Genomic DNA, 25,071 nt, shown 5'->3' on the forward strand with positions numbered 1-25,071 from the left:
ATGAGCTTTTCAGGCAAACCCACCACGTTGGTGGAACAGCAGATCGACAATGACGGCTTTTGGCCTGACCTGTCGGTGAGCGAGTTCCAGAAAGGCTATCGCCTGCCAGGTGAGTACCTGGGCGAAATGCTGGCTGCTGATTTAAAGACCGCCATGGTCGAGGTCAATAGTGACCTGGCCAAGCGTAAAGCCAAATGGCAGCAAGTAGGCGTCTCCTGTGTCGAATCTGCAGACCCTACGGTGCTGCTGGATCCTGCTTTTAAAGCAGCGACGTACAAGCGCGCCGTGTATTGCCGTGCCAAAGCCAGCCTGCTGACCCAGTTCGCCACCGTGGTGCGCCGCGAAAGCGCCGAAAACCTCGGCAAGGAATTGCCTGAGCGATCGGAAACCTTTCTCGCATTCAGCCAGCAGGCCGTCCGTTCGCTGCAGGGCCGTGGCCGCATCACGGCGGCGTTGTTATGAACAAGCTCAAAGCCCTGACCAGCTATCTGTTGGCTCGCAACCTAGTCATGCCCGAGCAGCTCGACAGCTGGGCCAGCCAGGTCAATCCGGAGCTGATCTGGAAACCTGACCTCAAAGGCATGCACTTTGCGGACATGCGTTACAGCGCTGTCGTGGTGTTTGAGCGCTTCGCAGATGAACCCGGGCGGCTTATGGCGCTGCTGGCAGGTTGGCTGCAGACCTATGACCCTGACCGCGATGGCCTGCCCAATCCAACCCTTGCCATAGACATCCTGGACAACGACCTGGCCGACGTGGAAATCACGTTGGAATTTGTCGAATCGTTGTACCTGGCGGAAGACCCAGCCGGTGAAATCGAGGCTTTCGACAAGACCTGGTCATTCATCCCGTTTGATCTATGGGTTGCTGAAAAGGGCGAGGTAGGCACCAGTGGCCGCTAATCCGCTCGACCTCGATATCAGGGGCTTGCTCGATGCCGACGCACTGTTGGCCTTGCTTGAGCTGTCGCCACAGTTGCGCCGCCGACTGCTGAACAACGTCACCAAACGTGTGCGCTCGATGGGCCGCAAGCGCGTGCGTACACAGCAGAACCTGGACGGCACCCCCTTTGCCGAGCGGAAGGGGTCGGCCAAGGGCAAAAAGAAGATGGAAGCCGGGTTGGCCAAGCTGCTGCAGGTCACTCGCGTCAGTTCTGACGAAGCGGAGCTGGGTTGGAAAAACGCACTGACTCGTTGGGTCGCATCGCAGCAGCACAACGGTGTCAGCGAACGGCGTACCGCTGCGCAAATGCGCCGTTGGAACAAAGTCCCGCCCGGTATTGCCTGCACGGAAAAGCAAGCCAAACGCTTGCGCCGTCTGGGGTTTCGCACCCGGCAGAAGGGCAGAAAAACAATGACCCGGCCCTCGGTAGCGTGGATTCAAGAACACGTGAACTACGCCAAAGCGGGTCTGCTGATCCGCATTTTGAATGATGAAAGATCCGAGACATCGGGCGCGCAAAGCTGGGACATCACCCTGCCTAAACGTCAGTTCCTCGGCGTGGGCATCGGCCAGGAAACCAGCCAGCTGGTTAACCAGGTCTTTCAACAAATACTCAATTCACCCCGCTAAGCGAGGCACTGCATGGCACTCGGCAAAGTCAGCGTTAACAATCTCAATCTGGGCCAAGGGGCCGTGACCGAGATTGAGCGCTATTTCCTTTTTATTGGCCCCGCAGCCAAAAACGTGGGGGCGTTGCTGGCCCTCAATACCGACAGTGATCTGGACGGCGCCCTGGGCATTGCGGCCAGCGACCTGAAAACCCAGATCACGGCGGCCCGTCTCAATGGCGGCGATCGCTGGGCGTGCGTCGCCGCCCCGATCGGCCAGGACGAAGACTGGCTGGCAGCGCTGGAAAAAGCCCAGCAACAGGGTTATTCGGTCGAAGCCATCGTGATTACTCAACCCGTGACCTCTGGTGCCGAGCTGTCGAAAATGCACGAAGCCGCCGTACGCCTGAACGACGTTTACGGGCGCCGTTCGTTTGTCATGGCGGCGTCTGCTGGTATCGCCGCTGCGCAGTCGTGGGCGCAGTACCTCACCGAGCAACGCGCCATCACAGCTGACCTGGCCGCACCCCGCGTTCTGGTGGTGCCGCAGTTGCACGGCAATGACCTGGGCGTATTGGCCGGTCGTTTGGCCAGCACCGCCGCGAGTATTGCTGACAGCCCCATGCGTGTGGCCACCGGTGCCGTGCTCGGCCTTGGGCCTACGCCGCAAGACTCCGAAGGTGTACCGCTGCCTTCCGCAACCCGGACCGAGCTGGACAAAGCGCGCTTCTCGGTTTCGCAAACCTACTCGGATTTTTCCGGCGTGTACTGGGGCGACGGCAACCTGCTGGACACCCCGACCAGTGACTTTTTGGTGATCGAGTACCTGCGCCTGGCTGACAAGGCATCGCGCCAGGTGCGCCCGCTGCTGATCCGCCGCGTGGCAGATCGGCGCCTTAACAACACCGCCAACAGCATGGCCGTCGCAGCCTCAGCCCTGATGGCCCCGCTGCGCGCGATGGCCAAGTCTGTTGCGTTTGCCGGTCAAGTCTTCCCGGGCGAAATCGAGGCCCCCAAAGATGGCGCCATCGTGCTGGCCTGGAAGAGCAAAACCGCCATCGAGGTGTACATCAAGATCAAGCCCTACAACTGCCCGAAAGACATCACGGCGAATATCGCCCTGGATCTTTCCAACGACGCTTCGGAGTAACCCCCTATGTCACGCATTGGCGGCAAAAACTTCGACGTGAACCTGGGCGATCTGCTGGTTCACGTTGAAAGCTGCACCCTCGATATCACGGACAACAGCGCCACGGCGCAGACCCGTGGTGTTCCCGATGGCCATGTGGACGGCGACGTTTCGGCCAGCGGGGAATTGGAACTCGACTCCCTCAATTTCAACCTGTTGATCGACGCGGCCCGCAGTGCAGGAAGCTTTCGCCAACTGGCCCCGTTCGACAATGTTTTCTTTGCCAAGGCGGGCGACGAAGAGCTGCGCGTGGAGGCGTTCGGCTGCAAGTTGAAGGTGTCCAGCCTGCTGAGCATCGACCAGAAAGGCGGTGAAAAGAGTAAGCACAAGGTGCCGTTCGACGTTACCAGCCCGGATTTTATCCGCATCAATGGCGTGCCGTACCTGGCTGCTGCAGAGATCGAGGGGCTGAGCTGATGTCTTGCCCGTTCGACCGCGCCCAGGTGCAGGAGCAACGCGAGCGTGACCAGGCGATTGCCGCCCAGTTGGCCAAGCGGCGCCCGAGCGGGCCAAGTCGTAGTGAATGCCTGGACTGTGACGGCGAGATCCCCAAAGCGCGCCAGGCGCTGGGCGGGATCCTGCGTTGTACACCGTGCCAGTCCATTTTTGAGAAAGGGGGGCGCCGATGAGCACGAATCAGGCCGCTCAGGACACCGCCATGGCAGTCATAAAAGCATCACCGGCAATCGGCGTGGCCGCTACCGGTGCGACAGGTGCTGTCGACTGGTCGTCAGTCGCCTACATGCTGACCGCGCTGTACATGGTGCTGCAGATTCTGCTGCTGGTCCCCAAGTACCGCCAGATGCTGCGTGACTGGAGACGCAAGTGATGAGCCTGCGTAACAAGATCGCCATAGGCGCGTTAACGGGTGTGCTGGGTATGACCGGTGCTCTTGTCAGCTGGTTTGAAGGCCGTTCACTGATGGCCTACCTCGACCCGGTGGGCATTCCGACCATCTGCGAAGGCGTCACCTTGGGCGTGAAGCTGGGCGATCAGGCCACACCGGCCCAGTGCGACCAGCTGCTGCAGCGTGAATTGCGTATCGCATTGACCGCGGTTGATCGCCAGGTACGGGTGCCGATGCCGGACACACGCCGCGCTGCCCTGGGATCCTTTGTTTACAACGTGGGGGAGGGCCAGTTTTCCAGCTCGACACTGCTGCGCCTGCTTAATGCTGGTGATGCATGGGGCGCCTGCGCCCAGCTGTCGCGCTGGGTTTATGCCGGTGGCAAGCAGTTGGCCGGATTGGTGAACCGCCGCGCCGCCGAGCGTGAACTGTGCGAGGTCGGGCTATGAGTGCGCTCCCCACAAATCTGCTTTCGTTGGTGGCGTTCTTGGCCGCTTGGTTTTTGTTTAACCACCTCATCGATGAGCGCAACAGCGCCAAGCTTGAGGTGGTCGGACTGCGCGAAGCGGCCCGTATCAGCGGCGAAATGCTGGCCGACCGCGACGAAAACGACCGAACCCGAACCGAGGAACTGAACCATGCACTTTCTAAGAACGCTGACCTGCAGCGTGATGTTGCTGATGGCCGTCAGCGGTTGCGCATCAACGCCACCTGCCCAGTCGCCAAAGCCAGCCCCGGCAGCGTGGCTGATGCAGGCACCGCCGAACTCGCAGCAGACGCTCGATCGGATTATTTCACCCTCAGAAATCAGCTCGCCCTCAGTCGAGAAATGATCCTGGGCCTGCAAGACCATGTGCGCCGGATTTGCCAGCGCTGAATCACCCACTTTTAAACCTGAATGGAAAACACCCATGACTGAACGTCGCGAAATCACCCTGGAAGTTGGGGAAAAAGAATTCACCTTTGAGCTGACTCCGCAGGACGTGACCAAGTACTTCAACACCTTGACCCAGACCAACAAGGTGTCGCCCGCCAACAACCTGCTGGTGACGACCGTTAAGCAAGAAGAACGCGCCTCTTTGAAAGCGCTGCTGGGAAACCCGCTGATGGTGATGAACCTGGCGGGCACGCTGTTGGAAGAGTACGGCCCGGACGTTGAAATCACCGTAAAAAAGCCCTCGAACACGCTGAGCGCCTGAGCGAAAACGGCTTGGGCCAGCTAGTGGCCCTGGCCAATCGCTGGCTGCCCGGCGCCGACCCCACCTACGAGGTGATGGGCACGGCCAAGTGGTTAGAGGACGAGCACTGGCGACGGATGGAAATCGCAGTGGCCAACGGCATCGCCCACGCACTGAACGGATAAAACATGGCAGATCGCAGCGCAAAGCTGGCCTTTATTTTGAGCCTGACCGACAAGGTCACCGCGCCTTTGGGCAAGGTGAAAACCAGCTTTTCGGACTTGGCAGAACAGGGCCAAAACAACATCAAGACCATGGGCCTTGGGCTTGGGGGATTGGTGGGCGCGGGCGCGGCGATTAAACAGTCCCTGGAACCGGCGCTGGAGATGAACCGCGCCTTGGGCGAAGTCCGATCGCTGGGCGTGGCCGAAGACGCGCTAGATGCCCTCAACCGCAAGTCGCTTGAATTCTCCGTGGCCTACGGGGCAAACGCCCGTGACTTTGTGGCCTCGGCGTACAGCATTGAGGGCGCAATCAAGGGCATGACCGGCAGCCAACTGGCCACCTTTACCAACACCAGCAACCTGCTGGCCAAGGCCACCAAAACCGACGCTGAAACCATGGGCGCCTACGTGGGCACCATGTACAACCTGTTCAAAGACCAGGCCGATGCCATGGGCAAAAGCCAATGGGTGGAGAAAATGGGCGGGCAAACCGCCCTGGCGGTGCAGTTGTTCCGTACCGACGGCGCCCAGCTCAAGGACGCCTTTAAAGAGTTCGGCGCGATCGCGACCACGGCAGGTGTCGACCTGGCTGAGCAATTCGCGGTTATTGGTTCGTTGAGCAGCACCATGGAAGGCGGCGATGCCGGGGGCATGTACAAAGCCCTGTTTGAAAACATCGGCGCCGCCTCGACCAAACTGGGGATCAAGTTCACCGACCAGAACGGCAAATTAATGCCGATGCTCGACATCCTGGACAAGCTGCAGGGCAAGTTTGGCGACCTGACCAGCGCCGCCAGTGGCACAGCGTTGGTCGATGCGTTCGGCGGCGAAGGTGCCCGGGTGATCGGTGCGCTGGCCAAGGACACTGGGCGCCTACGCAATGGCCTGGATCAACTGGGCAAGGTGCGCGGCCTGGAGAGCGCCGAGAAGATGGCCCAGGCCATGGTCGACCCGTGGCAGCAGTTCGGCGCCGCTGTGCAGGCGCTGCGTATTGCGTTTGGCCAGGCCCTGATCCCGATTCTGGGGCCACTAATGGCCAAACTGACCGGGGTGGCCCAAACCCTGACACGTTGGTCGCAATTGTTCCCGAACATCACCCGCGTAATCAGCATCACCTCGTTGACCATCCTCACGATCACCGCAGCTATGTCCGCGCTCACGCTGGCCGTGGGCATAGGGAAAATGGTCTGGCTGGGGATGATTACGGTCTGGAAGGTACTCACCTGGACGGGCTACCGCAGCATTGCCATGTTTCTGTTTCACACGGCCATGGTCACCGCGTTTGTGGTCAGCCTGGTGGCCATGGCCACGTGGGCGGCCATCGTTCGCGGCGCCATGCTGCTGTGGCAAGGCGCTATCTGGTTGGTCAACACGGCTCTGCTGGCCAACCCCGTGATCTGGGTTGTGGTCGGGATAGTCGCGCTGATCGCTGCAGTGGTGGCCGCTACCTATTACTGGGACGAGTGGACATCCGCGCTACTCAACAGCGCCGCGTTCAAGTGGGTCAGTGACCAGCTGCAGGGCCTCAGTGATTGGTTCAGCTCGATGGGCGGCTGGTCAGGCATGGCCAAGGCCGCGTGGGACGGGATCATCAACATCTTTAAAAACGCCATCAATGGCTTGATCGAGATGCTGAACAAGATCCCCGGCGTGAAGATCGATGCGGCCTTTGGCGCCTTGCCAGAAATGCCCGGTACGGAGATGGCCATGTCTGCAGCCGACCAGGCGGGACGTGGCGAAAAGCTCCAACAGACCCTCAATTCATCCATGCCCAGCCTGTCGCCAACACGGGCCAGCGCTGTGCCCCAGGGCGGATTCCTGAAAAGCATCCAGAACAACCAGACCCAGAACAAAGGCACGCACGTGGAGAAAGTCGAAATCCACAACAGCAAGCCGATGGGTGCGCTGGAACTAGAAAGCATGCTCGGCATGGCGGTGGGCTGATGGGGCTTTATATCGATCTGCTGATCACTGACAACGACCTGACCCTAGACCCGTCCAACCAGCCCGCGCTGATCGATGACCGGGGCAGCATCGCCCAGGACATCGCCCACATGATCCGCGAAAGCGGGCTGCTGGTGAGGCTGGTAGCCGAGCGCGACCGTTTCCAGCGTGCCGACTGCATCCAGCAAATGGAGCTGATCGTGGAAGACGACCAGCGTCTGGTGCCTGGGACAGCTCGGATCATCGACCAGAAAGACGGGCAGTACCTGGTCACTGCCCAAACCGTTGAATTTGGCCTTATCGAGGTGGCTGTGTGAGCGAAATAGATTTTAAACAGGCGCTAGCAGATGCTGGCATCCCGACCACCAAGGCCAAGTTGCGTCAGGCATGGGAGGCCGAAGTGGCAGCCCAGGGCAGCAAGCTGAGCAACAGCAGTGGCTGGTCGCCATTCTGGCGGGTGATTACGGCGCTGGTGACTACGCCCGTGCTGTGGCTGATCGAGTTCATTGCAGACACCGTGCTGCCGAACTTCTTTGTGAAAACCGCAAAGGGTGCCTGGCTGGACATGCTCGCCTGGGCCGTGAACGTCACCCGCAAAGCCTCGACCAAAGCCGAAGGCGTGTTGCTGTTCACCCGCGTCAGCAGCGCCGGGGTGCTGGAAGTACCTGCAGGCACCCGGGTGCAATCCGTGTCGATCAACGGCAACGTCTACGAGCTGTTGACCACGGCCATGGGGTCATTCGCCGATGGTGAGTTTCAGGTCAAGGTGCCAGCCCGGGCCAAAGAGGCTGGAAGCGGTTTTAACCTAGCACCAGGTTATTACTCAATCCTCCCCGAGCCGGTGCCCGGGGTGATTCTGGCGGTCAATGCTGACAACTGGCTGAGCCAGCCAGGGGCGGATATTGAACTCGACGACGACTTGCGCCTGCGCGTGCGTAACCAGTTCTCGGCGGTGAACCAATGGCACACCGACGCGGTGTATCGCGCCATGATCGCCGTGTTCCCCGGTGTGCAGGCGGATGGCGTTTACTTTGAACACAATGCCCCGCGTGGCCCGGGCAGTGCCAATGCCTACCTGTTGTTTGAAGCTGACACCCCGGCAGCCAGTTACCTGGCGCAAATCAACGACTATATCCGCGACTCGGGCAACCATGGCCACGGTGATGACCTGCTGGTGTTTGAAATGCCCGCCACCCATCACACGGTAAAGGTCAGGATCTGGCCCAAAGCCGAGCTGGGTGCTGAACGCCATCCGGCGTTGAAGGCCGACATCGAGCTGTACATCCGTGCGGCGTTCCGCGAAAGCACGGATAGCGACTTTAAACCGGCGCCGACGCTGACCCATCCCCAGTCGCGTTTTTCCTTCAGCCGCCTGGGCGAGGAGCTGCACCAGCAATTCCCAGGCATAGACTCGCTGGACTTCGACAACACCGACATCGTGTCAGAGCTGACCATCCCACGGCTGGCCGGGGTTGAGGTGTCACTCAATGCTTAAGCTGCGTTTGCCCTTCTGGCTGGACGGCCCTGAGCTGGCCAAGCTCAAGGCTGCCGCCCAGTCCTGGTGGGAAATGGTCGAGGGCTGGATGCGCTGGCCGCTGCTGCAGCTGGACGCCGAAACCTGCCACCTGAGCGTGCTGGACATGCTCGCTTGGCAACGGGACATCACGCGCTTTCGAACTGAAAAGGAGGCGCTGTATCGATCCCGGGTCAAGTACGCCTTTATCAACGCGGTAGACGGCGGATCCACGGCGGGCCTGAAAAGGATCTTTGAGCGCCTGGGCGTGGGCTATGTGGAGATTGTCGAGCGACAGCCTGACCGCGATTGGGACGTGATCGAGCTGCGCCTTTCTGAATCCCAACTGAGTAAAAACCCCGAGCTGTTGCGCGTGATCGCCCAGCAGTACGGGCGCACTTGTCGCCGTTATGAGTTCGTCAATTTCTCACCGCTGACCCTGCAGCTGCAGACCGTGGAATTCAACGACGACCAGCAAACCTTCGGTGCCTCGATCCTTGCCGAGGAGCAGACCCAGCTGGATGAACTGAACCGCAGCGTGGCCCGGGCGTACTACTTCACCCACGTTGAATTGCCTGAATATCTGGGATAACCATGAGCGAACTGTCCGAACTACAAGCCGCCGAAATCGCCAAGCTGCAAGCCTTGGGAAAGGCCTGGAATCAATTCCACCACGGGGCCAGCGATGAGTTGGTGCCGACCGACGCGGGCAATATTCCGACCTTGTCAGGGCTGGCCAAGGTGATATTTGACGCCATGGGCGGCGTGTTGCTGCCGGTGCTGGAAACCATCAACGCTGCAGGCCCGGCTGTCGCCCTGGACATCGATCCTTTGCGCCGGGTGTCGGCGTTCGACATCACGCTGACAGCCCCTGAGTGCGCGCTGTCATTGCTCAACGAGCAGGTGCCGGCCGGTTATTCGCGGGCCATTAGCCTGACCCTGAGACAGGGCAGCGGCGCCAACAAAGTGCAGTGGCCATCGAACGTGGTGTGGGCCTACAACCGCCAACCGGTGCTGTCGTATGTACCCGGGGCGTATGACCAGGTCACGTTGGTGCATGACCCGATTGCACACAATTGGCGCGGGATGGTCGACGGGGGCTGGTTCAATGTTTAGCACCGCACTCGACAGCCGCCCATTGGTCGGCAGCCGCAACCCGGGCGTGGCCAACGCACTGTCGATGATCGAGGGCCACCACCGGTTTCTGCTGAGCAATACCGGCGACACTGCCGATGCCACGCTGCAGCATTTCGTGCAAAACACTCAGGGCGTTCTGGCGAACAACCGGCACTTTATTGCCCATTCGCAAATGGAGTACCAGCCCAACGGCGACGGCACGACCGAGGGCCAATCCCTGCACATCATTGGCTACGCCTATGCCTACTTGGCCACGGGCGAAGCCGAGTATCTGGCTGCAGCTCGCAAACACTGGGATGCGTACCTTACGTATTTCTACGCTGGCCAGCCCATCCCGGATACACCATCGCGCTGGATTGCCAACTGGATTGTTAACGCCAAGGAACCGGTGCTGGCCAACTGGCCGATCGATCCGGTGAACCCAACGCAGAGCGGTTTTAAAGGCGTGCCCTTTGAGTTTGTCGACGGTTTCACCCGCATTCCACACGGTGCGCCGCACTGGGGCGAGTACCTGGACAAGGCCACCTTTGCCTTTGAAGGGGATCTGGCCTGGAACGCAATCAATGCGTCCGTAAAAGCTCGCAAAGAGGATGGTTCGACCGACTGGAGCGCCGACGGTAAACAGTTCGACGTGGATTGGGTGATTGTCTGGACGGGGCAAAAGATCGATGCCAACGGTCGCGAGCTGTCCACCGGACATGATGCGGCCGAGTTTGGCTCCGTCCAGCTCAGGGACACCACGCTGCAGGGCGAGTACCCATTCAATTACGCCACGCGCCAACCGGTGGAGTTTGGCGGGCAGTACATCCCGCGCAACGCAGTGCAGCACAACCGCCCGTTGCACGTGCCGTTGCTGGGCAGCGCCAACCAGATGGGTAATGCCGCCGACGGTGAGGAATGGTTCGCTGACGCCTGCTATCTGCTGTGGAAAATCACTGGCGAGGAGCCCTATAAAAAGGCGCTGGATTCGTGCCTGTTCACGGCCCACGAATACACGCAGATCGACTCCCTGGATAAGTTCTTCCGTCAGTCCATGGCGGCCACAACACCGTTCACTGACGGCATTTCCTACGGCTTTGTGTATCCCAAGACTGCGCAATCCACGTACGGACGCGATACGGCGGGGTTTATCACCGCCCAATTTGATCGAGCAGCCAGCCTGTCCCTTGAGCAGCAATCAATCTGGTTTCGTCTCGATCAACAGTCAGGATTCTTGACCACCTTTGGCGGTGTCGGCGTGGATGGCGCGCCCGTTGAAGCCCGGGTGGAAGTGCTGCTAAGCAGCGACAAGATCGATGCGAACGGTAAAAAGTGGGGGTTTGCGTTGCCGCTGTCGACCAGCCTGGAGCCGATCGCCTACGACGTGCCCCTGGGCAGCCTTTATCAAATGGTACGGGATGACGGCTCGGCCTACATCACTGCCGATGCGTCCGCCGTGACCGATTACGGCGGCCTGGTCATTACCCAGCACTACGACACCACGGTATTGGGCAACCGCCGAGCGAACACCATCACTGCGTTTTTCCCGGACGATGACGCGGGTTTTATCGTCGGCAACTGGACTAGCGACACCGGTCGCGCGCCGATCAACTCGATCACCTACAAATCCAATGGCGAGACAGACCTACGGATCGAGGACGCGGACGGGTGGCGGTGGTATTGGTTGCTTGAAAACACCCTGGACACCTGGATCACCAAAGACCTGTTGCCCGGTGACCTGGTGCTGTCCGGTTATCAGCCCAACCATTCCGATGATCCAGATCCTGCAGGCCCGGTTTACACCGAGGTCGACCAGTTCACGGTGATTCTTGAAAACGGTTCGGACAAGGACATTAGTTGGACGTATGCCTACGTCAACGACGTGCCGCCGCTGTACACCCTGGACGACGGCTACAGCCTCAATTATCGGCTGACCCTGACCTGTGCCGAGGCATTCAGCGCCAAGGTAGGCGACTGCACGGTGACCGGCTTTCGCGACGACTCGCTGGCCTACACCCCGGGTTTGATCCCGTTTTCCAACATCTACGAGGAAGGTTCAGCCCAAATCGGCGCATGGCACGGGATGCCATACCCGGGCTACCAGTACCCGTTTATCTACACCCTGGAACCGGAGAAGTACGCCCGGCACTTGGGCAACATGGTCGACTTCCTGCACGACTCTCAACAGTGGTACGCCGCCAAGTTCGGCCAGCTCGGCCCGGGCGCGAGCGCCTACGTGTGGAACCGTTGGGACAACTTCAAGTACGGCACGCCGGACACCTTCACCATGAATCACTGGGGTGACGGCACTGCTTGGTCAGGCTACCAGCCTCGAGCATTTCAGGGCGCATGCCGTGCCTGGCAGCAACTGGTCGAGGACGGCAAACCTGTACCGGAAAAGTTGAAGGCGTATGTCGGCAACTGGATTAACTGGTTGGGCGAGTTTGTCAGCCAGCACAACGGCGTACTGCCCACCGACTTTCCAATGACCAGCGTTCCCCAGCCAGTGCCTGACGACTTCACCGGGCACATGACCGGCCTGTGGTTGTCCGGCGCCTGCATGGCTGCCATGGCGGGCTGTGAACACCCGCAGCTGAACACGTTGATCGAGGCATGCGTCACCGAGCTGCAAAACAACTACGTGGTAACGCCTGTACCTGGTCAACCCATGAACGGTTGCTGGAGTCCGGCGGTTCGCCTTGGAACCGATAACGGCATGTTCTTCGGTTTCTGGGCCGGGGAGATCCTGCGCGGCCTGGGCATGTACATCTTGCTTAAACAACTTGGCCCCGGGGCGAGCATTTTCGACCGCCATCCACACGCTTAAAAATTACTGAACAGGTAGACGCATGTCTTCAAACATCACGATCGCGGGTGAAAACCTTATCGCGAAAAAGCATGGTGAACAGAAAGCGCTGGAAATCAGCCGTTTTGTGTTCGCACTCATCCCGGGCTTGAACCCCGAAAGCGAAGTGGATCGCGCCTCAACCCTGCCGCCTGCAGCGCAAATCGTCCACACGGCCTCCATTCAGCGATCGGGCTACGTGACCCCCAATCAGGTGGTCTACAGCGTGATGCTGGGTTCTGACGTAGGCGACTGGGACTTCAACTGGGTAGGGCTGCAGACTGCTGAAAACGTTCTGTTGGCCGTGGCGTACGTGCCCGTGCAGCAAAAGCGCAAGAACCGGCACCCGTACCAGGTTGGCAACAACCTGACCCGAAACTTTATGGTCGCCTTCAGCGGCGCCCAGGCCATGACCGGCATCACGATCGACGCCAGTACCTGGCAACACGATTTTACCGTCCGCCTAGGCGGCATCGATGAGCGCGAGCGTCTGCACAATCGCGACTTTTTTGGTCGAGCGTGTTTTTTCGACAGCGGCCTGCAGCTGGTCAAAACAGGTAACAGCTATCAGCTCAAGCCGGGTATTGCCTACGTTGAAGGCATTCGCGTTGTGCAGACCGAGCCGACCATCATCAACGTGGCCAACGTGCCATCCAAAGCCTGGCTGGAGGTCGCTTTACAGCGCAAGGGCAGCGATATGGTCACCACCTGCCAGGTGGTCTTTGGCGCAAACCTGGTCGACAAAACCGACAGCGCCGGTGCCCGTCATTACTTCGTGCCGATCGCGGATCTGCCCAACTCCAACACTGTGACCGATTTGCGTCTGCCTCAACCGGTCGACGTTGCCTTGATCGAGCATCTGGCCTTACGCAATGGCGACTATGAAAAGCTGCGAGCCCGGGGCACGACAAAAGAGGACGTCGGGCTCAGCGAGTTGCCCAACGCTAAAAGCGATGACCCACAAACCAACAACAGCGAGATTCTGGCCACCACCAAGGCCCTGAACGTCCTGCGCAAAGCTATGGATGATCCGCTGACCGGGCTTGTCTGCAGTTTTGCGATGGCAACGCCGCCGTTGGGATGGCTCAAGGCCAACGGTGCCGCAGTGTCACGTACTACCTATGCCGCACTGTTCTCCAGAATTGGCACCCTTTACGGCGCGGGGGATGGGGTCAACACCTTCAATCTGCCAGACCCACGCGGAAAGTTTATTCGCGTATTGGATGACGGGCGCGGGATCGACCCAGGGCGGCAACAGGGCAGTAATCAGGCAGACGAAACACGCAGTCACAACCACGGTGCCAGTGCGAGCGGTGGCGGTGCCCATACGCACACGGCGTGGACTGATGCCCAGGGCAAGCACGCCCACACCGTGAACAACTCAAGTTCGTTCGGCTGGAATTACGGCAACTGGTACTACTCCGACACTGGCGGGGCTGCCGATCAGCCCCAGAACATTACGAACGAAGCGGGTAGCCATACCCACAACGTAGGTATTGGTGCGGTTGAAGATCACCTGCACGCCATCACCGTGGCTTATTCCGGTGGTGCTGAAACACGCCCGCAAAATATCGCCTTCCTTGCCTGCATTAAGTATTGAGACCCGCCATGGACACCAAAATCGTTTATCAGACTGATCATCATGGGGTCTACACAGGTGAAACCTGTGCTGACCGCTGCCCTTTAGAGCCAGATGTCTGGTTGATCCCGGGCGGCTGCGTGGAAGTAGCGCCCCCAGCGATCCCTGCACACCAAGCGGCCCATTGGAACGGCAAGGCGTGGAAGCTGATCGAGTCGTACCAGGGCGAGATCGTCTATCACAAGATCACCGGGCAGCCGTTGCTGATCGAAACCCCTGCGCCACTGCCAAAAGGCTACACCTTGAAAGCACCCGGTGAGCACCAGATATGGAGCAAAGGCCAGTGGGTTGACGATGTGCCGGCACTGGTAAAAATTCGTCACGCCGAACAGTTGGACGCGGTAAATGCGGCCTGTGAACAAGCAATCACAAGGGGCTTTTCCTGCGATGTCCTGGGGGAAACACACTGCTACGACAGTACCCTGATTGACCAGGTCAACCTGACCAGCCAGGTGGTACTGGGCAACGACGGGCACTTGGCCTGCCGTGATGCCCTGGGCGTCAAAGCCTACCGCGAGCACACCGCCGAGCAGTTGCACCTGGTCAGCGCCGCGTTCAACCATCACCGGCTGACCTGTCAGCAAAAAGCCCTGTTGCTCAAAGACCAGATGGATGTGGCCCTGACCGCCAACGACCTGGCCGCGATCGAGGCGGTGAGCTGGGTAGCAGGCCAAGCATGAACTGGGCGCCCGTCACCATGCGCTGGCCAAGCCAGTCAACCCAATGGCTGAGCCAGCTGGCCACCGCCAAAAAGATGGCCGGATCTGAGCTGGCCAGCACCGCGTCACGCCTCGAAACGCTCAAGGGTATGGCCACCACCAGCCCGGGGCCGGTCGCGGAACTGGCAAAGCAGGGGATCGAGGCCGGGCGCTCGGCAATGGCTGACGCCCTGGGCGAAGTCCCGGCGTGCCTGGTAGTGACACCGTTCCAGAGCGGGGTTGGTCAGGGCACCGGCTTATTGCGTGCGTTGGCTGCGCCGAACCTGCTGCAGCTGCTGAGCGCCAAACTTAAGGACAGCCACGACACCGGGCTACCCACCGGGCAGCAATACGCGCTGGTGATCCTGTTCCTGGGCACTCGATACGACCAGTTCGCCGCCACCCTGGCGCGGTTCAACGCCTTGCTACCGTTTCCGGATCTGGAGCGCGCCCAGCGCCGTGCCCAACAGTTATTCAAGCTGGAGGCGGAAAAGTGGGAGCTACCTTCTGCCGGTGCGCTGCCGCGCTGGGGGCAGATGCCCCTGGAGCGTTGCACCGTGACCAAAGCCGCAAGCCAGGCACTGTCCAGCCAACTGGCGGCGCTGGAGGGCTACGCCGCTGACAGCTCGCCCATGGCCGACTTGGCGGCCCTGGCTGCACGCAAAGCCACTCAGGCCCAAGCCCACGACCGAAAGCTGGCCGAGCTGCAGCAGCTGCTGACCGACAGCACCACGGAAACCACCATGCAATGCCGCCTGATCGGCCCGGGGAACGGCGCCGAGCTGAGTGCCCAACTGCTGGAAGGCCAAGCCCCGGGCCATGAATGGGGGATCTGCGCTGGCATGGTGCTGGTGGGATCGCGCAAAGGGCTGAGCTTTGTACAGGAGATGATCGGCCTATGACGCTGCTACTCGATGGCGAACAAGTGCGCTGCAAAAACATGAAAGCCACAGCAAATCTGCGCATTGAAAGCGGGGATATGTCGGGCCAGACCAGCAACAGCGACAAGGCCCACACCGGCTTCAAGCCCAAGACCCTGACCTTTTCCGGGCTTATCCGGCATGCCGATGCAGACTGGTTGCGCACGCTGATGCGCCTGGCCGAGGCAACAGAGAGCGGTGGCCAACTCAAAACCTACCGCATCGTTCACGACACGGCCGCCGCCTTCGGCATGCGCCAGGTGCAATTCAGCGACGGGGTCAGTTCCCGGGAACACGACACGCTGCAGGCCTGGCTGATCCAGTTCACGCTGACCGAGAAACTGAGCAACCCCGAGCGGGTAGAAGGCCGTCGCACGGGCAACACCGTGGCCAGTCAGTCGGCACCCGGGCAAGGCGTTGCCGGTGAGAACGGCAGTGATCCGGAAAAGCCCGGGCAAGAGCTGACCGGCTTTGAAGCCGTGCTGAAAAACATTGATAACTGGATGGGCTGACCGCCATGAAACTGCACAAAGTGCTGACCATTGGCGGCACCGTATACCCGCTGGTCAAAGACGATGTCCGGCTGGAGCTGCGCACCCCGGGGCGAGCCTCGTTCACGGTGCAAGCCAAAGCCCCGTTAAAAGGATTGGTGACGCTGGACATTGGTTACAACGACAAGCCGCTGCAGCGGTTTTTCATTGGCTACGTCGAGCGCAGTACCAGCGTGAACGCCGTCGAGCAGGTGCTGTTCTGCCGCGAGCTGGCTGCAATCCTGAGCCAGCCGCTGCCGCTGAACCTGCGTCACGTGGATTTACGTGCAGTGCTGACCGCTATCAGCAACAAAACCGGGCTCACGTTCCGTGTGCCAGACCAGGCCTATGCAAAGGTAAAAGCCCCGTTCTTTTACAACTTGGCCACCGGCATTCAAGCCATGGATAGCCTGGCCCGGGTTTTCAGCATCCCCGACCCGATCTGGCAGCAGCAGGGCGACGGCGAAGTCTTTGTGGGCAGTTGGGCCGACAGCTTTTTTGGTGCCCGGGAGCCGCTGCAGCTGCCAATCGAACTGTTCGACGGCTATCAGGGCAACGAAAGCGCCATGGTCGCCGCAATGCCAGGCATTCGCCCTGGTGCAACCTTTAACCAGGCGCAACGCATCGTTTCGGTGTCGCTGGCCGCGAATCAAATGGGTTTGAAGTGGAAGAAGCAATAAAACGCGCCGTAGAACGCCAATTCCCCGAGCTGAGCGGCGGCTACCACCTGCCCAGATTCGCCCTAGTGCAAGGCGTGGCCGATGCCCCGGCCCAGTCCGGCATCTGCGACAACTTCCGACCCCGGTACGCGGTTGACCTGCAGGTACTGGCCGAAGACGGCGAACCCGACCCCAACCTGCCGATTCTGGCCGGTGTACCGCTGCCAGTGTCCGTGGGCGGTGATGAGATGGGCTTTTTCGGCTTCCCGGGGGAAGGCACCACGGTGGTGGTCAACTTCGCCTATGGCATGCCCAGCAAGCCCTTTATCCAGACCATACTGCCCCACGGCCTGAGCCTGCCCAAGGTGCCCAAAGGGGATCAAGTCTGGCAGCACAGCGAAACCGCCCAACAGCGCGTGGACGCCGACGGCAACTGGTCGCGGCAGACCGATGGCCGCATACAGGACTTCTCAGCTGATCGCGAAGTCCAAGCCCTGGACAACCAGGAGCACTATCAAAGCCACAGCCAAACCGTGGACGACCATTCAAAAGAGACGGTCGGCGGCGTAAAAACACTCGAAGCGATGGGTGCCATGAAACTGCTGTCAGGCGGTTCGATGAGCGTGGCGGCTGTGGATGACTTGCACCAGGCCACGGGGCGCGACCTGAATTTGGTGGTTGGGGATAAGTACAACGCCACCGTGGGTGGCGATATGCAGGAGCGGATCGAGGGCCTGCGCAAAAGTGTGGCGGGGGAGGGCCAGCGATTGGTCGCACCAAAAAACTGGATCGGCTCTGAAAGCGTGAACCTGTTTCAGGTCGTGTGTGATTTGCTCGACCTGGTGCAGGAGATGAACACGCAGTTGGCAGGGCATACTCATTTACCGGGGCCGACGCCGAGTCCTACAGATACAGCTGCATTTATTGCCAAAGCAGCAATTGGCAAGCAACTTTCGGTTAAGACGAAAGCAATAAACTTTTGAGCCTTTCTATATTCGTCGACGAGTACGCGCGCAATAAAACTTGCTTTGTTCTGGTCTTCCCGCAAGTAACATTACTCGTACGAGTAATATTCTTTCAATGAGCCATACCGTTCATCGGATTTTTTTGTGGGCTGTACTCAAAATCGTTCCTGAAGCCCGTATTGGAGAAATACGAACGGCAATAGGAAAACCCCGAATTTTACTAGCGAAAACGCGAATGCCTGATCGTTCTCAGGCGACAAAAACACCGAAGCCCGCACTGGGGCGGGCTTCGGGTGTATGCTTTAAACAGGATGCCTTACGGAAAACCTGTGTTAGCATCTGGCTCAATTACTTGAACCATGCTGCTTTTGAACCTAGACACTTCAAAGGCTATGGCTAACTGATCACCCCGTCAAGCCCGAATAGCTACTTGCGGGTGAAACACTGCAAATGCAGGGTTGTTACGCATATATGCAATGTTTTCCAGATTAAGTTGTTAGCCAAATTGGCTAACAACTTAGGGTGTTCCTTTAGGCCAAGTGAGACGTGCTGCCAACACTCTTGTCAGTGTGCAGCTTTCTCTAAACTTTGGAGTAGAAACCAATGTGGAATAACATTGCCCGTTTCCTGCCGGAAGAGTTGATTAGGTTCTTGCAAGTAGCCTACTGGCTGATCCGCTTGTATAAGCTTTTTTTCTAAGATAATCGTCAAATAAAACAGGGGCTTCGGCCCCTGTTTTCGTTTCGTCTCCTGAAAAATCCTTCTTTGTCCTCCTTTACGCTGAAGCCACCTTTGTCTGATATTTACGGCAAGAGATCTTGCAATTGTCGCTATGATGCCCTGCATGGTTTCACCTGACGTCCACACTCAAGGAAGCATCCTCTTATGGATTTTTACGGAATCACAGCCAGTATTGAACGGGCGAAAGCTCTCATGGCCAGCGGAGAAGATCATTCGCTTCGGTACGCTTGCCTTGAGCTTCGCTTTTGCTTAGAGACGATTGCTTTTAGACAGTTGCAGCAGTATGGCGATACCTTGCCTGGGGACGTAATCGGCAAATGGCAGGCTGACCAGGTTATCCGGCGCTTGGCTTCATTTGATCCGCAATCCGACGTGGAGGCCACCTTAGCTTTTGGTGTACCGAAAGAAGATGGTAGTCGCCCTGATGAGTGGATCGACTTTTGCAAAACAAAGCCAATATCTTGGAGAAAATTCAGGAAATATCACAACAAACTGGGTTCGTTTTTACACGTCCCTATTCCCCCTAAAAATACCTCTGACCAGATAGAGAAAAAGGTTCTGACTGCTGACTCCCTAAACGAGATCGTAAGCAGCATAGAAGCTGTAGCAGATTCCACAGCTATCCTAGCAGTGAAGCTGGTGATCCAAGCCCAGTGCCCTTGTGGAAATACTCTCTTCGTTGGGGATAGTGAATTCGAGAATGATGAAATTGTTGTTTGCAGCAACACAATGTGCAATTCGCTTTTTCTCAAACACACGAATGAGGCTAGTGAGCAAGTGCTTTTACCACTTAAGACAGTGGTTTTCACATGTGAGTGTAAGGCGAAGGTACCCGTTGAACTCGGAAAAATATGGTCGCCGATTCGGTGCCCTAACTGCCATATCACTCATCGTGTGAATTTGGCCTTCGCCCGCGTAACGCCTGTTGGCTAGCCATATTGATGGCTCTGTCACGACACGCCAAAGCTGAGTTATAAATTTGGCGCGCATGCACCTGCGCACTTTTGTTAAAACCAATTCAGCAAAGAAAAAACTGACAAAAAAGCACTTATCCCCCTCCCGCCGACGGGCCCTGCGTCCTTTTTTTGTGCAAATGCGGATGCAGTGCAAACGACTCTGCAGCCCAGGAGGGCCGAGGGGGTTTGCAGGTGATCGACTATTTCACTAAGTGCAAGGTTTTGAAACGGAATGCAGCGCCGCTGCACAGCAGTGCAAGGGGCAGTCGCGGAGGAGGTATCGCTGGACTGCCCAGATTCATTGAGCGGAGAATTCAAAAACGCCAAATAAGGTAGGTTTTAAGATTCTGAGCCGTTTGCACTAGTACCGAATTCGAGCATCTCTGTAACACCTTAAAATCGCTGGAGGCCAGACTCTATGGGCCTGTCGCGCAACTGGAAGCATTTCAATATTCCACTCACTGTGATCGACGTTTTAAACGTGAGCGGTATGCCGAATCACAGGGATGGTAGCCTCAGTTGAACCAAGCCTTTGGATTTAAGAACTGCCACCATTTTGGGGTGGTCGCTTGGACAGTGACGAAGCCAGATAACCAATTCTCGTATTCTTCGTCCTTCGGAACCAACCCATCCTGACGCGGCTTTTCAAAGTCGACTGTGGGGATTGTTGGTGGGCTTCCCCTCAACCGCGATTTGTAGCGTTTTTTGAGTATTACGCCGTGGTCTCGTAAGTCTTCACATAGCTTAATACTGAAAAAAATAATGTCATCCGTGTAGAGAGAAATGGCTTCTATCGATCCGCCGTACTCTTGGTTTGTCTGAGTTTCCCTATAAGGTAAACCTAGGTACATATGGTGGAAAGTAGCTCCTTCTGGAAATTGTTGGTTCTTGAATGTATTCAAAAGCTCGTTTCGCTTGGATAAAGCTCCATTCAGGTTTCCCACGGAATCAGCAAGTGCGGTTACAGTTCCGATTGTCCGTCCCACGGTAGACAGCCGGCTTAGGACGATATCTTGGATGGTAGCAATAGGAGGCGAAATCTCCTGTAAAAACAGTAGGTTGGGGCTTATTTCGAAAGGCGTATTTGCTGCAATTTTTCTTCCAGTGATTTTTTCTTTGTGAGCCTCAAACTTTTTAAGATCATCATCGTAAGAATCTTTCAACGCTTTGACGTGCTGCTTTTTTAATGCGAGCGCCTGGCATGCCACCGCCGTTGCAAGCGATATAACCGCGTTCGTGTGTTGAAATTCTTTGAGCAACTCTTCTCTAAATTTGCCTTTTTCAGCGATGCGCTGCGCAGCTGTCGCACCGGCGAAAGCCCCCGCTAGCGAGATTGTGAAGGAGGAGTTTGCAAAATCTTTGACGTTCTCCCACAGGGGTGACACGAGAGGTGAAAGTTCTGCATATACGGATGTTATGTCAGTCACGTAAGAAAATCTCACTGGGGGGCAAGTGTAAGGGTGTTGTTTTGATCGGTCTCTAGTGTAAGCACACTAATCGAAAGTTACGCATACAACCATATGGATTTCAGGGTTGACATCTCGTCAGGACATACGAGCGATACGGAGCTTCTGAGAGCGGTTACGCAAAATCCTGTGAAAACACAAATCCTGGTTAGCCGTTAAAAGTGGCTATTTTTCGCCACCCCCTGCAGATCGTGATGGTTAATGCTCTGCAGCCCTTGTAGAACGTGGCTTTGATACATGGCGACGAAATGGTCAGGAGGACTATTTGGAAAGGGATTTAAATTTAAAGCCTATATAAATCAGGCAGTTGGCGGGGTTAGTAAAATAGTAGTCCTGATAGCCCCATAAATAGCTGGGATGTTCTGGAAAATAGGGTTGATGAACGCTCTGAAAGCCTTTGTATCTGTGAGGTAGAGAGTAGATAAGAAAATAAAATACCTTTAATAGTCACTTTAAATCTCAACCGGAGAATTCATTCTGTCCGGTGGGGAAGCTCTGTCTGACGTGCTCGGCTCTACAGCCTCGACCATACAGCTTGAGGGTGCATGGGATGGGATAGATGGATTGGATAGATGCATTGGATCGATATTGTGCTGCAGTGAATGTGCTGCGAGCGACGAAAGGGCTCAAGACTGGGGCTTTAAGGGGAGGGAAGTGAAAGTTGGCTGGTACGAAAATGGTACAGAGAAAAAATAAGTAGGGCGGTAACCCTTGTTTTAAAGGGGCTGGCGGCTCAGTCCGTATCATCCATCATGGGTGCAACAGAAAAGCGCCGAGACAGCGAAGGCCCTGTATTTACTGGCTTTGAAGCAATTTTTTGTACCATTTTGCTCAACGTTTTTGACGCGGTTTTGGGGGTAAAAGGGCGTTTTTTGAAGTCGACTGGTACAAATTACCAATCCAAACAACAACTGTACCAGTTGACTATGGCCACGATCAGAGCTCGAAAACGCACCGACGGCAGCATCAGTTACACGGCACAAATACGCCTGCTCCGTGATGGGGTGCAAGTCTACCAAGAGAGCCAGACCTTCGCCCGTAAACAGGCCGCTCAAGTATGGGTTCGTAAGTGGGAAGTGGAACTTGATCAACTCGGTGCCATTGAGCGGGCAAACCGTATAGGGCTGCGCGTAATTTCCTTGGGCGATGGAACGGCAAGCTGCTATGCGACGATGTCGCTGGCTACAAAGCCGGTTTCGAGAAAGGCATCACCGAAATTGGCTGCATGGCCCACGCCCGTCGCAAGTTTTTCGATCTGCCGCGCTACCTGGACGACGGGGGCTGTGCCCGTTGACAACAACCAAGTCGAAAGCCAGATCAGGCCGTGGGCACTTGGGCGCTCCAACTGGTTATTCGCCGGATCGCTACGCAGCGGTAAACGGGCGGCAGCAATCATGGGCTTGATCCAGTCATGCACGCATGAATCGGTATGATCCGTATGCGTAATTGAAGGACGTTTTTACTCGTCTGCCAATGCAGTGGGCGAGTGAGATCGCTCGGCTGCTGCCGCATCAGTGGGGCACTGCTAATTTATCGGAGATGGCAAACTCGTTTTAGAGTGGTTGAAAGCGAAATGACAAAAGAGACGGCACGTTACATCTTGATCACAGGCGCGGCAGGTACCGGCACCTCGACCTTAGCGGATGCTTTAGCAAAGGAACTGAGCACAACTCACCTGGAAGCAGATGATTTTTTATGGCTGCCGAGTAACCCGCCATATCAGCATCTGGCAGACAAAACGCAGCGAGGAGAGCGCTTACTACAAGAAATGCGCTCTCATGGTCGTGCCGTGGTTGCCGGATCAGTAATGGGCTGGGGTCAACCGCTTGAGAGTGAATTTGATCTTGTGGTGTTCCTTTATCTTCCTGTTGAACTCAGGCTGGAGAGATTAAAACGTCGAGAGATAAAACGCTTCGGTCAAGCAAGGCCGGAATTTCTGGCTTGGGCAGCTCAGTATGATGAGGGAGGCGTCCCTGGACGAAGCTTGGCCAGGCATCAGGAGTGGCTGTCTGTGCTTACTTGTGCTGTCTTAAAGCTTGAGGGGGATATGTCCGTTACAGATCGCGTACGGCAAATACTGGATGCAGTCGACGGGCTGAACCACACACCGTCGGTCATGTGAACGTGTGTTGGCTACACGCTTACGAGCGCGGGTGGGTTTGGGGCGATTCGGGAAGCGGCGCAGATCTTTGTGGTCAACGAACTGGAGCCAACTCAATCGTGTATGACGCAGTTGAATGACTGGCTGGGGGAGGAGGTTGTGAAGTTCAAATCGTATGAGATAGCAGTGGATGAAAACCATCCACCGCGAGCAGTAATTTAAGTGCTAACAACCGACTGGGGTAGTTCGACACGCTGTACGGGCGAAAATCCTGTGGTCTTTTTGAAGGACATGTTGTTCAGGAAGTTCTTCATCGTGTCCGATGGATCCAGGTGCTCGGTATTAAGACGCTTCAGCGTCTGCCGTGAGAACGCCACGCTCAATATCGGGAGGTTCTCTACATGCCCTGTGGCTGTATTCAATATGGAGTCGACTGCTGTGACGACGATCTCGTCTGGCAGGAGTGACAGCAGTTCACGTCCTTTCCGCCATCCGAGTGCTGCGCGCAGGCCTGCAGTCTTTCCGGAAGGTCTATTGATCAACACTGTCCCTTGGGTTACATATTGCTTGGCACCACGTCGCGGATGTGAGTGCTGTATGCCGTACCGAAAGCTGAGGATCGACAGTGCAATTGACTCCCGAAATTCTGGTTGGCATCGCCATGACCAATCCAGTTAATGTTCAGATTGCGTCGCGCTTGCCTTCTCTGGGGCTGAGCCAATGCATGCTGACAGCTGGCTGTCTGTTTCAGGCTGTCTGGAATCATCAGTTGGATCTGCCACCCGCAGCGGGTGTGAAGGACTACGATATTTTCTACTTCGACTCGGATCTGTCCTGGGAGGCAGAGAACGAGGTCATTCTTGAAACCCAGCAGCTGTTCAAGGACTTGGGCGTCAAGGTTGATATCAAGAATCAGGCCCGTGTCCATCTGTGGTACAGCGAGCGGTTTGGCAGGCCTTGCCCTCGGCTTGAGTCCACCAGGGACGGAGTTGATCGTTACCTTGTTGCAGGGACGTGCATTGGTTTGGATCCTGAGACGGGGGAGGTGTACGCACCTTACGGTTTGGATGATGTCGGGCGGGGCGTGCTACGTCCCAACCCCCAAAATCTCCAGCCGGACTTATTCGTGCACAAGGCAAGAAGCTATCAGGAGCGCTGGCCTTGGCTACGGATACTGGAGTCCAGCTCGCAGGGGGGCGGTTGATGTCACCGGGCTGATTCCGCCTACTTGGCAGTTAGTTTGGCTAAGGCGACGGGCTGACTTTAAACGGAGGCTTACTCAGATTTGCTGCCCTGAATAACGCTGCGCTCAGCGTGCTTTAAGTTTAATTGTTGTAGTGCCGGGTACTAGCAGGGTTTGGATATTTGGGTGAGTTAATAGTTGCCATAGGTTGGCACTTTTTATAATTGTTCGCTGTTATATAAGGTGGCGAGTTTTTAATTGTACTTGAAGTTCAAGTACTGGCTTTTGCATGCTGGCGGTAAATTGTATCTGTTGATCGTGGTGTTGTCGTTGCTTGCGTAAAGCTCTCATTAACTTTCATCTTTGCGTTCTCAGGGTTGACGGGTTATTGGCGCCATTAGGCTGGCTGGTTAATAGTGCTCCCTTGCTTTTTGCTTTGTATGGCTTTTCTTTTGTTTTATAATTTTATAAATTGACAATAATGACGCCAGGTCTTGTATCGCTTGGGTTTCTAGCTCCTTACGCGGCAGGCTGAATAATTTCTGGGGCATGGATCCGCCTGATAACAACAAAAAATCATCTGACAGGCCGCTCATGGCTGACTCCTGGGTCCTCCAGGATCATGATCGTTATAAATCGTCTGTATTTTATGTTCTTGGGCAGGTTTCTGTAGCGGGAGGTGAACTAATTTTGCCGTGTAGCACTTTGACTTGGTTTCAGGTATCGCCGCTGCAATCTCGCAGGATTCTTCAAGTTTATGGCTAACGTGACCAAGTTACCCCGCGCTTTACGAGAGTCTCCACACGT

Annotated in this window: 29 protein-coding genes and 2 pseudogenes; 28 read left to right on the forward strand and 3 right to left on the reverse strand. The window is 56.9% G+C overall.

Annotation, left to right across the window (positions count from 1 at the left end; translation table 11 throughout):
- The 23 genes from N7D90_RS10430 to N7D90_RS10540 are packed head-to-tail and all read left to right on the forward strand — an operon-like array spanning position 1 to position 17,835.
- The gene (locus N7D90_RS10430; protein ID WP_261742079.1) at positions 1-462 is read left to right on the forward strand and encodes a head completion/stabilization protein; all 462 of its coding nucleotides are present in this window, start codon (positions 1-3) and stop codon (positions 460-462) included.
- Positions 459-902, forward strand: coding sequence for a phage tail protein (locus N7D90_RS10435; RefSeq protein ID WP_261742080.1), 444 nt, complete (start codon positions 459-461; stop codon positions 900-902). The genes N7D90_RS10430 and N7D90_RS10435 overlap by 4 nt, the downstream gene beginning before the upstream one ends.
- Positions 892-1,572, forward strand: coding sequence for a phage virion morphogenesis protein (locus tag N7D90_RS10440; RefSeq protein WP_261742081.1), 681 nt, complete (start codon positions 892-894; stop codon positions 1,570-1,572). The genes N7D90_RS10435 and N7D90_RS10440 overlap by 11 nt, the downstream gene beginning before the upstream one ends.
- A 12-nt stretch (positions 1,573-1,584) precedes the next feature.
- Positions 1,585-2,700 (forward strand): DUF2586 domain-containing protein, encoded by a 1,116-nt coding sequence (locus N7D90_RS10445; protein WP_261742082.1) that lies wholly within the window; start codon positions 1,585-1,587, stop codon positions 2,698-2,700.
- Positions 2,701-2,706: 6 nt separating this feature from the next.
- Positions 2,707-3,156, forward strand: coding sequence for a DUF2597 family protein (locus tag N7D90_RS10450; protein ID WP_261742083.1), 450 nt, complete (start codon positions 2,707-2,709; stop codon positions 3,154-3,156).
- Positions 3,156-3,368, forward strand: coding sequence for a TraR/DksA family transcriptional regulator (locus N7D90_RS10455; RefSeq protein WP_261742084.1), 213 nt, complete (start codon positions 3,156-3,158; stop codon positions 3,366-3,368). Before N7D90_RS10450 ends, N7D90_RS10455 begins: the two co-directional genes overlap by 1 nt.
- On the forward strand, positions 3,365-3,568 hold the full coding sequence (locus N7D90_RS10460; RefSeq protein WP_261742085.1) for a hypothetical protein: 204 nt from the start codon (positions 3,365-3,367) through the stop codon (positions 3,566-3,568). Before N7D90_RS10455 ends, N7D90_RS10460 begins: the two co-directional genes overlap by 4 nt.
- Entirely contained in the window at positions 3,568-4,035 is a 468-nt protein-coding gene (locus tag N7D90_RS10465; RefSeq protein ID WP_261742086.1) for a lysozyme, read from the forward strand. The genes N7D90_RS10460 and N7D90_RS10465 overlap by 1 nt, the downstream gene beginning before the upstream one ends.
- Positions 4,032-4,463, forward strand: coding sequence for a lysis protein (locus N7D90_RS10470; RefSeq protein WP_261742087.1), 432 nt, complete (start codon positions 4,032-4,034; stop codon positions 4,461-4,463). Before N7D90_RS10465 ends, N7D90_RS10470 begins: the two co-directional genes overlap by 4 nt.
- 34 nt (positions 4,464-4,497) lie before the next feature.
- The gene (locus tag N7D90_RS10475; RefSeq protein ID WP_261742088.1) at positions 4,498-4,785 is read left to right on the forward strand and encodes a putative phage tail assembly chaperone; all 288 of its coding nucleotides are present in this window, start codon (positions 4,498-4,500) and stop codon (positions 4,783-4,785) included.
- 23 nt (positions 4,786-4,808) lie between these two features.
- Positions 4,809-4,949, forward strand: coding sequence for a DUF6890 family protein (locus N7D90_RS10480; RefSeq protein ID WP_196883498.1), 141 nt, complete (start codon positions 4,809-4,811; stop codon positions 4,947-4,949).
- Between the two features lie 3 nt (positions 4,950-4,952).
- A complete protein-coding gene (locus N7D90_RS10485; RefSeq protein ID WP_261742089.1) occupies positions 4,953-6,932 on the forward strand; it encodes a phage tail tape measure protein in 1,980 nt (659 codons plus the stop codon).
- A complete protein-coding gene (locus N7D90_RS10490) occupies positions 6,932-7,249 on the forward strand; it encodes a DUF2590 family protein (protein ID WP_261742090.1) in 318 nt (105 codons plus the stop codon). The genes N7D90_RS10485 and N7D90_RS10490 overlap by 1 nt, the downstream gene beginning before the upstream one ends.
- Complete coding sequence (locus N7D90_RS10495; protein ID WP_261742091.1) at positions 7,246-8,427, forward strand: baseplate J/gp47 family protein; 1,182 nt, start codon at positions 7,246-7,248, stop codon at positions 8,425-8,427. The genes N7D90_RS10490 and N7D90_RS10495 overlap by 4 nt, the downstream gene beginning before the upstream one ends.
- Positions 8,420-9,037, forward strand: coding sequence for a phage tail protein (locus N7D90_RS10500; protein ID WP_261742092.1), 618 nt, complete (start codon positions 8,420-8,422; stop codon positions 9,035-9,037). The genes N7D90_RS10495 and N7D90_RS10500 overlap by 8 nt, the downstream gene beginning before the upstream one ends.
- A 2-nt stretch (positions 9,038-9,039) precedes the next feature.
- Positions 9,040-9,561, forward strand: a complete 522-nt coding sequence (locus N7D90_RS10505) for a hypothetical protein (RefSeq protein ID WP_261742093.1) — start codon at positions 9,040-9,042, stop codon at positions 9,559-9,561.
- On the forward strand, positions 9,554-12,388 hold the full coding sequence (locus N7D90_RS10510) for a phage tail protein (RefSeq protein WP_261742094.1): 2,835 nt from the start codon (positions 9,554-9,556) through the stop codon (positions 12,386-12,388). Before N7D90_RS10505 ends, N7D90_RS10510 begins: the two co-directional genes overlap by 8 nt.
- Positions 12,389-12,410: 22 nt before the next feature.
- On the forward strand, positions 12,411-14,006 hold the full coding sequence (locus tag N7D90_RS10515; protein WP_261742095.1) for a phage tail protein: 1,596 nt from the start codon (positions 12,411-12,413) through the stop codon (positions 14,004-14,006).
- 8 nt (positions 14,007-14,014) lie between these two features.
- Entirely contained in the window at positions 14,015-14,725 is a 711-nt protein-coding gene (locus tag N7D90_RS10520) for a phage tail protein (protein ID WP_261742096.1), read from the forward strand.
- Positions 14,722-15,645 carry a hypothetical protein gene (locus tag N7D90_RS10525; protein WP_261742097.1) on the forward strand — a complete coding sequence of 308 codons (924 nt, stop codon included), beginning with the start codon at positions 14,722-14,724 and terminating at the stop codon, positions 15,643-15,645. The genes N7D90_RS10520 and N7D90_RS10525 overlap by 4 nt, the downstream gene beginning before the upstream one ends.
- Positions 15,642-16,175: a DNA-binding protein gene (locus N7D90_RS10530; RefSeq protein ID WP_261742098.1), complete on the forward strand. Its 534-nt coding sequence runs from the start codon at positions 15,642-15,644 to the stop codon at positions 16,173-16,175. Before N7D90_RS10525 ends, N7D90_RS10530 begins: the two co-directional genes overlap by 4 nt.
- Before the next feature lie 5 nt (positions 16,176-16,180).
- Positions 16,181-16,873 (forward strand): hypothetical protein, encoded by a 693-nt coding sequence (locus tag N7D90_RS10535; protein WP_261742099.1) that lies wholly within the window; start codon positions 16,181-16,183, stop codon positions 16,871-16,873.
- Entirely contained in the window at positions 16,858-17,835 is a 978-nt protein-coding gene (locus N7D90_RS10540; protein WP_261742100.1) for a hemagglutinin repeat-containing protein, read from the forward strand. Before N7D90_RS10535 ends, N7D90_RS10540 begins: the two co-directional genes overlap by 16 nt.
- A gap of 546 nt (positions 17,836-18,381) precedes the next feature.
- Here the strand turns inward: N7D90_RS10540 and N7D90_RS10545 are convergent.
- Entirely contained in the window at positions 18,382-18,663 is a 282-nt protein-coding gene (locus tag N7D90_RS10545; protein ID WP_261742101.1) for a hypothetical protein, read from the reverse strand.
- Positions 18,664-18,702: 39 nt separating this feature from the next.
- Between N7D90_RS10545 and N7D90_RS10550 the strand changes: the two genes are divergently transcribed.
- Complete coding sequence (locus N7D90_RS10550) at positions 18,703-19,491, forward strand: hypothetical protein (RefSeq protein WP_261742102.1); 789 nt, start codon at positions 18,703-18,705, stop codon at positions 19,489-19,491.
- A 538-nt stretch (positions 19,492-20,029) separates the two neighbouring features.
- On the opposite strand, the gene N7D90_RS10555 is transcribed toward N7D90_RS10550, so the two are convergent.
- A complete protein-coding gene (locus N7D90_RS10555) occupies positions 20,030-20,941 on the reverse strand; it encodes a hypothetical protein (RefSeq protein ID WP_261742103.1) in 912 nt (303 codons plus the stop codon).
- A 965-nt stretch (positions 20,942-21,906) separates the two neighbouring features.
- On the opposite strand from N7D90_RS10555, the pseudogene N7D90_RS10560 reads away from it, so the two are divergent.
- From N7D90_RS10560 to N7D90_RS10575, 4 genes and pseudogenes are all read left to right on the forward strand, one after another.
- A pseudogene (locus N7D90_RS10560) lies at positions 21,907-22,107 on the forward strand (site-specific integrase); the annotation flags it as partial.
- Positions 22,107-22,537, forward strand: a pseudogene (locus tag N7D90_RS10565) (transposase); the annotation flags it as partial. The pseudogenes N7D90_RS10560 and N7D90_RS10565, both read left to right, overlap by 1 nt.
- Before the next feature lie 16 nt (positions 22,538-22,553).
- Positions 22,554-23,102, forward strand: a complete 549-nt coding sequence (locus N7D90_RS10570) for an AAA family ATPase (RefSeq protein WP_261742104.1) — start codon at positions 22,554-22,556, stop codon at positions 23,100-23,102.
- A 604-nt stretch (positions 23,103-23,706) separates the two neighbouring features.
- Positions 23,707-24,285, forward strand: coding sequence for a nucleotidyltransferase family protein (locus N7D90_RS10575; RefSeq protein ID WP_261742105.1), 579 nt, complete (start codon positions 23,707-23,709; stop codon positions 24,283-24,285).
- A 389-nt stretch (positions 24,286-24,674) separates the two neighbouring features.
- Here N7D90_RS10575 and N7D90_RS10580 read toward each other — a convergent pair whose 3' ends face one another.
- The gene (locus N7D90_RS10580) at positions 24,675-24,860 is read right to left on the reverse strand and encodes a hypothetical protein (protein WP_261742106.1); all 186 of its coding nucleotides are present in this window, start codon (positions 24,858-24,860) and stop codon (positions 24,675-24,677) included.
- Positions 24,861-25,071 lie beyond the last annotated feature (211 nt).

This window comes from Pseudomonas fragi, from assembly GCF_025426255.1.
Taxonomy (GTDB): domain Bacteria; phylum Pseudomonadota; class Gammaproteobacteria; order Pseudomonadales; family Pseudomonadaceae; genus Aquipseudomonas; species Aquipseudomonas kulmbachensis.

What these genes read in the sequence shown, in the direction of transcription:
- N7D90_RS10430 (WP_261742079.1), top strand. Translation starts at nt 1, where the DNA reads ATGAGCTTTTCAGGCAAACCCACCACGTTGGTGGAACAGCAGATCGAC.
- N7D90_RS10435 (WP_261742080.1), top strand. Translation starts at nt 459, where the DNA reads ATGAACAAGCTCAAAGCCCTGACCAGCTATCTGTTGGCTCGCAACCTA.
- N7D90_RS10445 (WP_261742082.1), top strand. Translation starts at nt 1,585, where the DNA reads ATGGCACTCGGCAAAGTCAGCGTTAACAATCTCAATCTGGGCCAAGGG.
- N7D90_RS10450 (WP_261742083.1), top strand. Translation starts at nt 2,707, where the DNA reads ATGTCACGCATTGGCGGCAAAAACTTCGACGTGAACCTGGGCGATCTG.
- N7D90_RS10455 (WP_261742084.1), top strand. Translation starts at nt 3,156, where the DNA reads ATGTCTTGCCCGTTCGACCGCGCCCAGGTGCAGGAGCAACGCGAGCGT.
- N7D90_RS10460 (WP_261742085.1), top strand. Translation starts at nt 3,365, where the DNA reads ATGAGCACGAATCAGGCCGCTCAGGACACCGCCATGGCAGTCATAAAA.
- N7D90_RS10465 (WP_261742086.1), top strand. Translation starts at nt 3,568, where the DNA reads ATGAGCCTGCGTAACAAGATCGCCATAGGCGCGTTAACGGGTGTGCTG.
- N7D90_RS10470 (WP_261742087.1), top strand. Translation starts at nt 4,032, where the DNA reads ATGAGTGCGCTCCCCACAAATCTGCTTTCGTTGGTGGCGTTCTTGGCC.
- N7D90_RS10475 (WP_261742088.1), top strand. Translation starts at nt 4,498, where the DNA reads ATGACTGAACGTCGCGAAATCACCCTGGAAGTTGGGGAAAAAGAATTC.
- N7D90_RS10485 (WP_261742089.1), top strand. Translation starts at nt 4,953, where the DNA reads ATGGCAGATCGCAGCGCAAAGCTGGCCTTTATTTTGAGCCTGACCGAC.
- N7D90_RS10490 (WP_261742090.1), top strand. Translation starts at nt 6,932, where the DNA reads ATGGGGCTTTATATCGATCTGCTGATCACTGACAACGACCTGACCCTA.
- N7D90_RS10500 (WP_261742092.1), top strand. Translation starts at nt 8,420, where the DNA reads ATGCTTAAGCTGCGTTTGCCCTTCTGGCTGGACGGCCCTGAGCTGGCC.
- N7D90_RS10505 (WP_261742093.1), top strand. Translation starts at nt 9,040, where the DNA reads ATGAGCGAACTGTCCGAACTACAAGCCGCCGAAATCGCCAAGCTGCAA.
- N7D90_RS10510 (WP_261742094.1), top strand. Translation starts at nt 9,554, where the DNA reads ATGTTTAGCACCGCACTCGACAGCCGCCCATTGGTCGGCAGCCGCAAC.
- N7D90_RS10515 (WP_261742095.1), top strand. Translation starts at nt 12,411, where the DNA reads ATGTCTTCAAACATCACGATCGCGGGTGAAAACCTTATCGCGAAAAAG.
- N7D90_RS10520 (WP_261742096.1), top strand. Translation starts at nt 14,015, where the DNA reads ATGGACACCAAAATCGTTTATCAGACTGATCATCATGGGGTCTACACA.
- N7D90_RS10525 (WP_261742097.1), top strand. Translation starts at nt 14,722, where the DNA reads ATGAACTGGGCGCCCGTCACCATGCGCTGGCCAAGCCAGTCAACCCAA.
- N7D90_RS10530 (WP_261742098.1), top strand. Translation starts at nt 15,642, where the DNA reads ATGACGCTGCTACTCGATGGCGAACAAGTGCGCTGCAAAAACATGAAA.
- N7D90_RS10535 (WP_261742099.1), top strand. Translation starts at nt 16,181, where the DNA reads ATGAAACTGCACAAAGTGCTGACCATTGGCGGCACCGTATACCCGCTG.
- N7D90_RS10545 (WP_261742101.1), bottom strand. Translation starts at nt 18,663, where the DNA reads ATGCAGGGCATCATAGCGACAATTGCAAGATCTCTTGCCGTAAATATC.
- N7D90_RS10550 (WP_261742102.1), top strand. Translation starts at nt 18,703, where the DNA reads ATGGATTTTTACGGAATCACAGCCAGTATTGAACGGGCGAAAGCTCTC.
- N7D90_RS10570 (WP_261742104.1), top strand. Translation starts at nt 22,554, where the DNA reads ATGACAAAAGAGACGGCACGTTACATCTTGATCACAGGCGCGGCAGGT.
- N7D90_RS10580 (WP_261742106.1), bottom strand. Translation starts at nt 24,860, where the DNA reads ATGAGCGGCCTGTCAGATGATTTTTTGTTGTTATCAGGCGGATCCATG.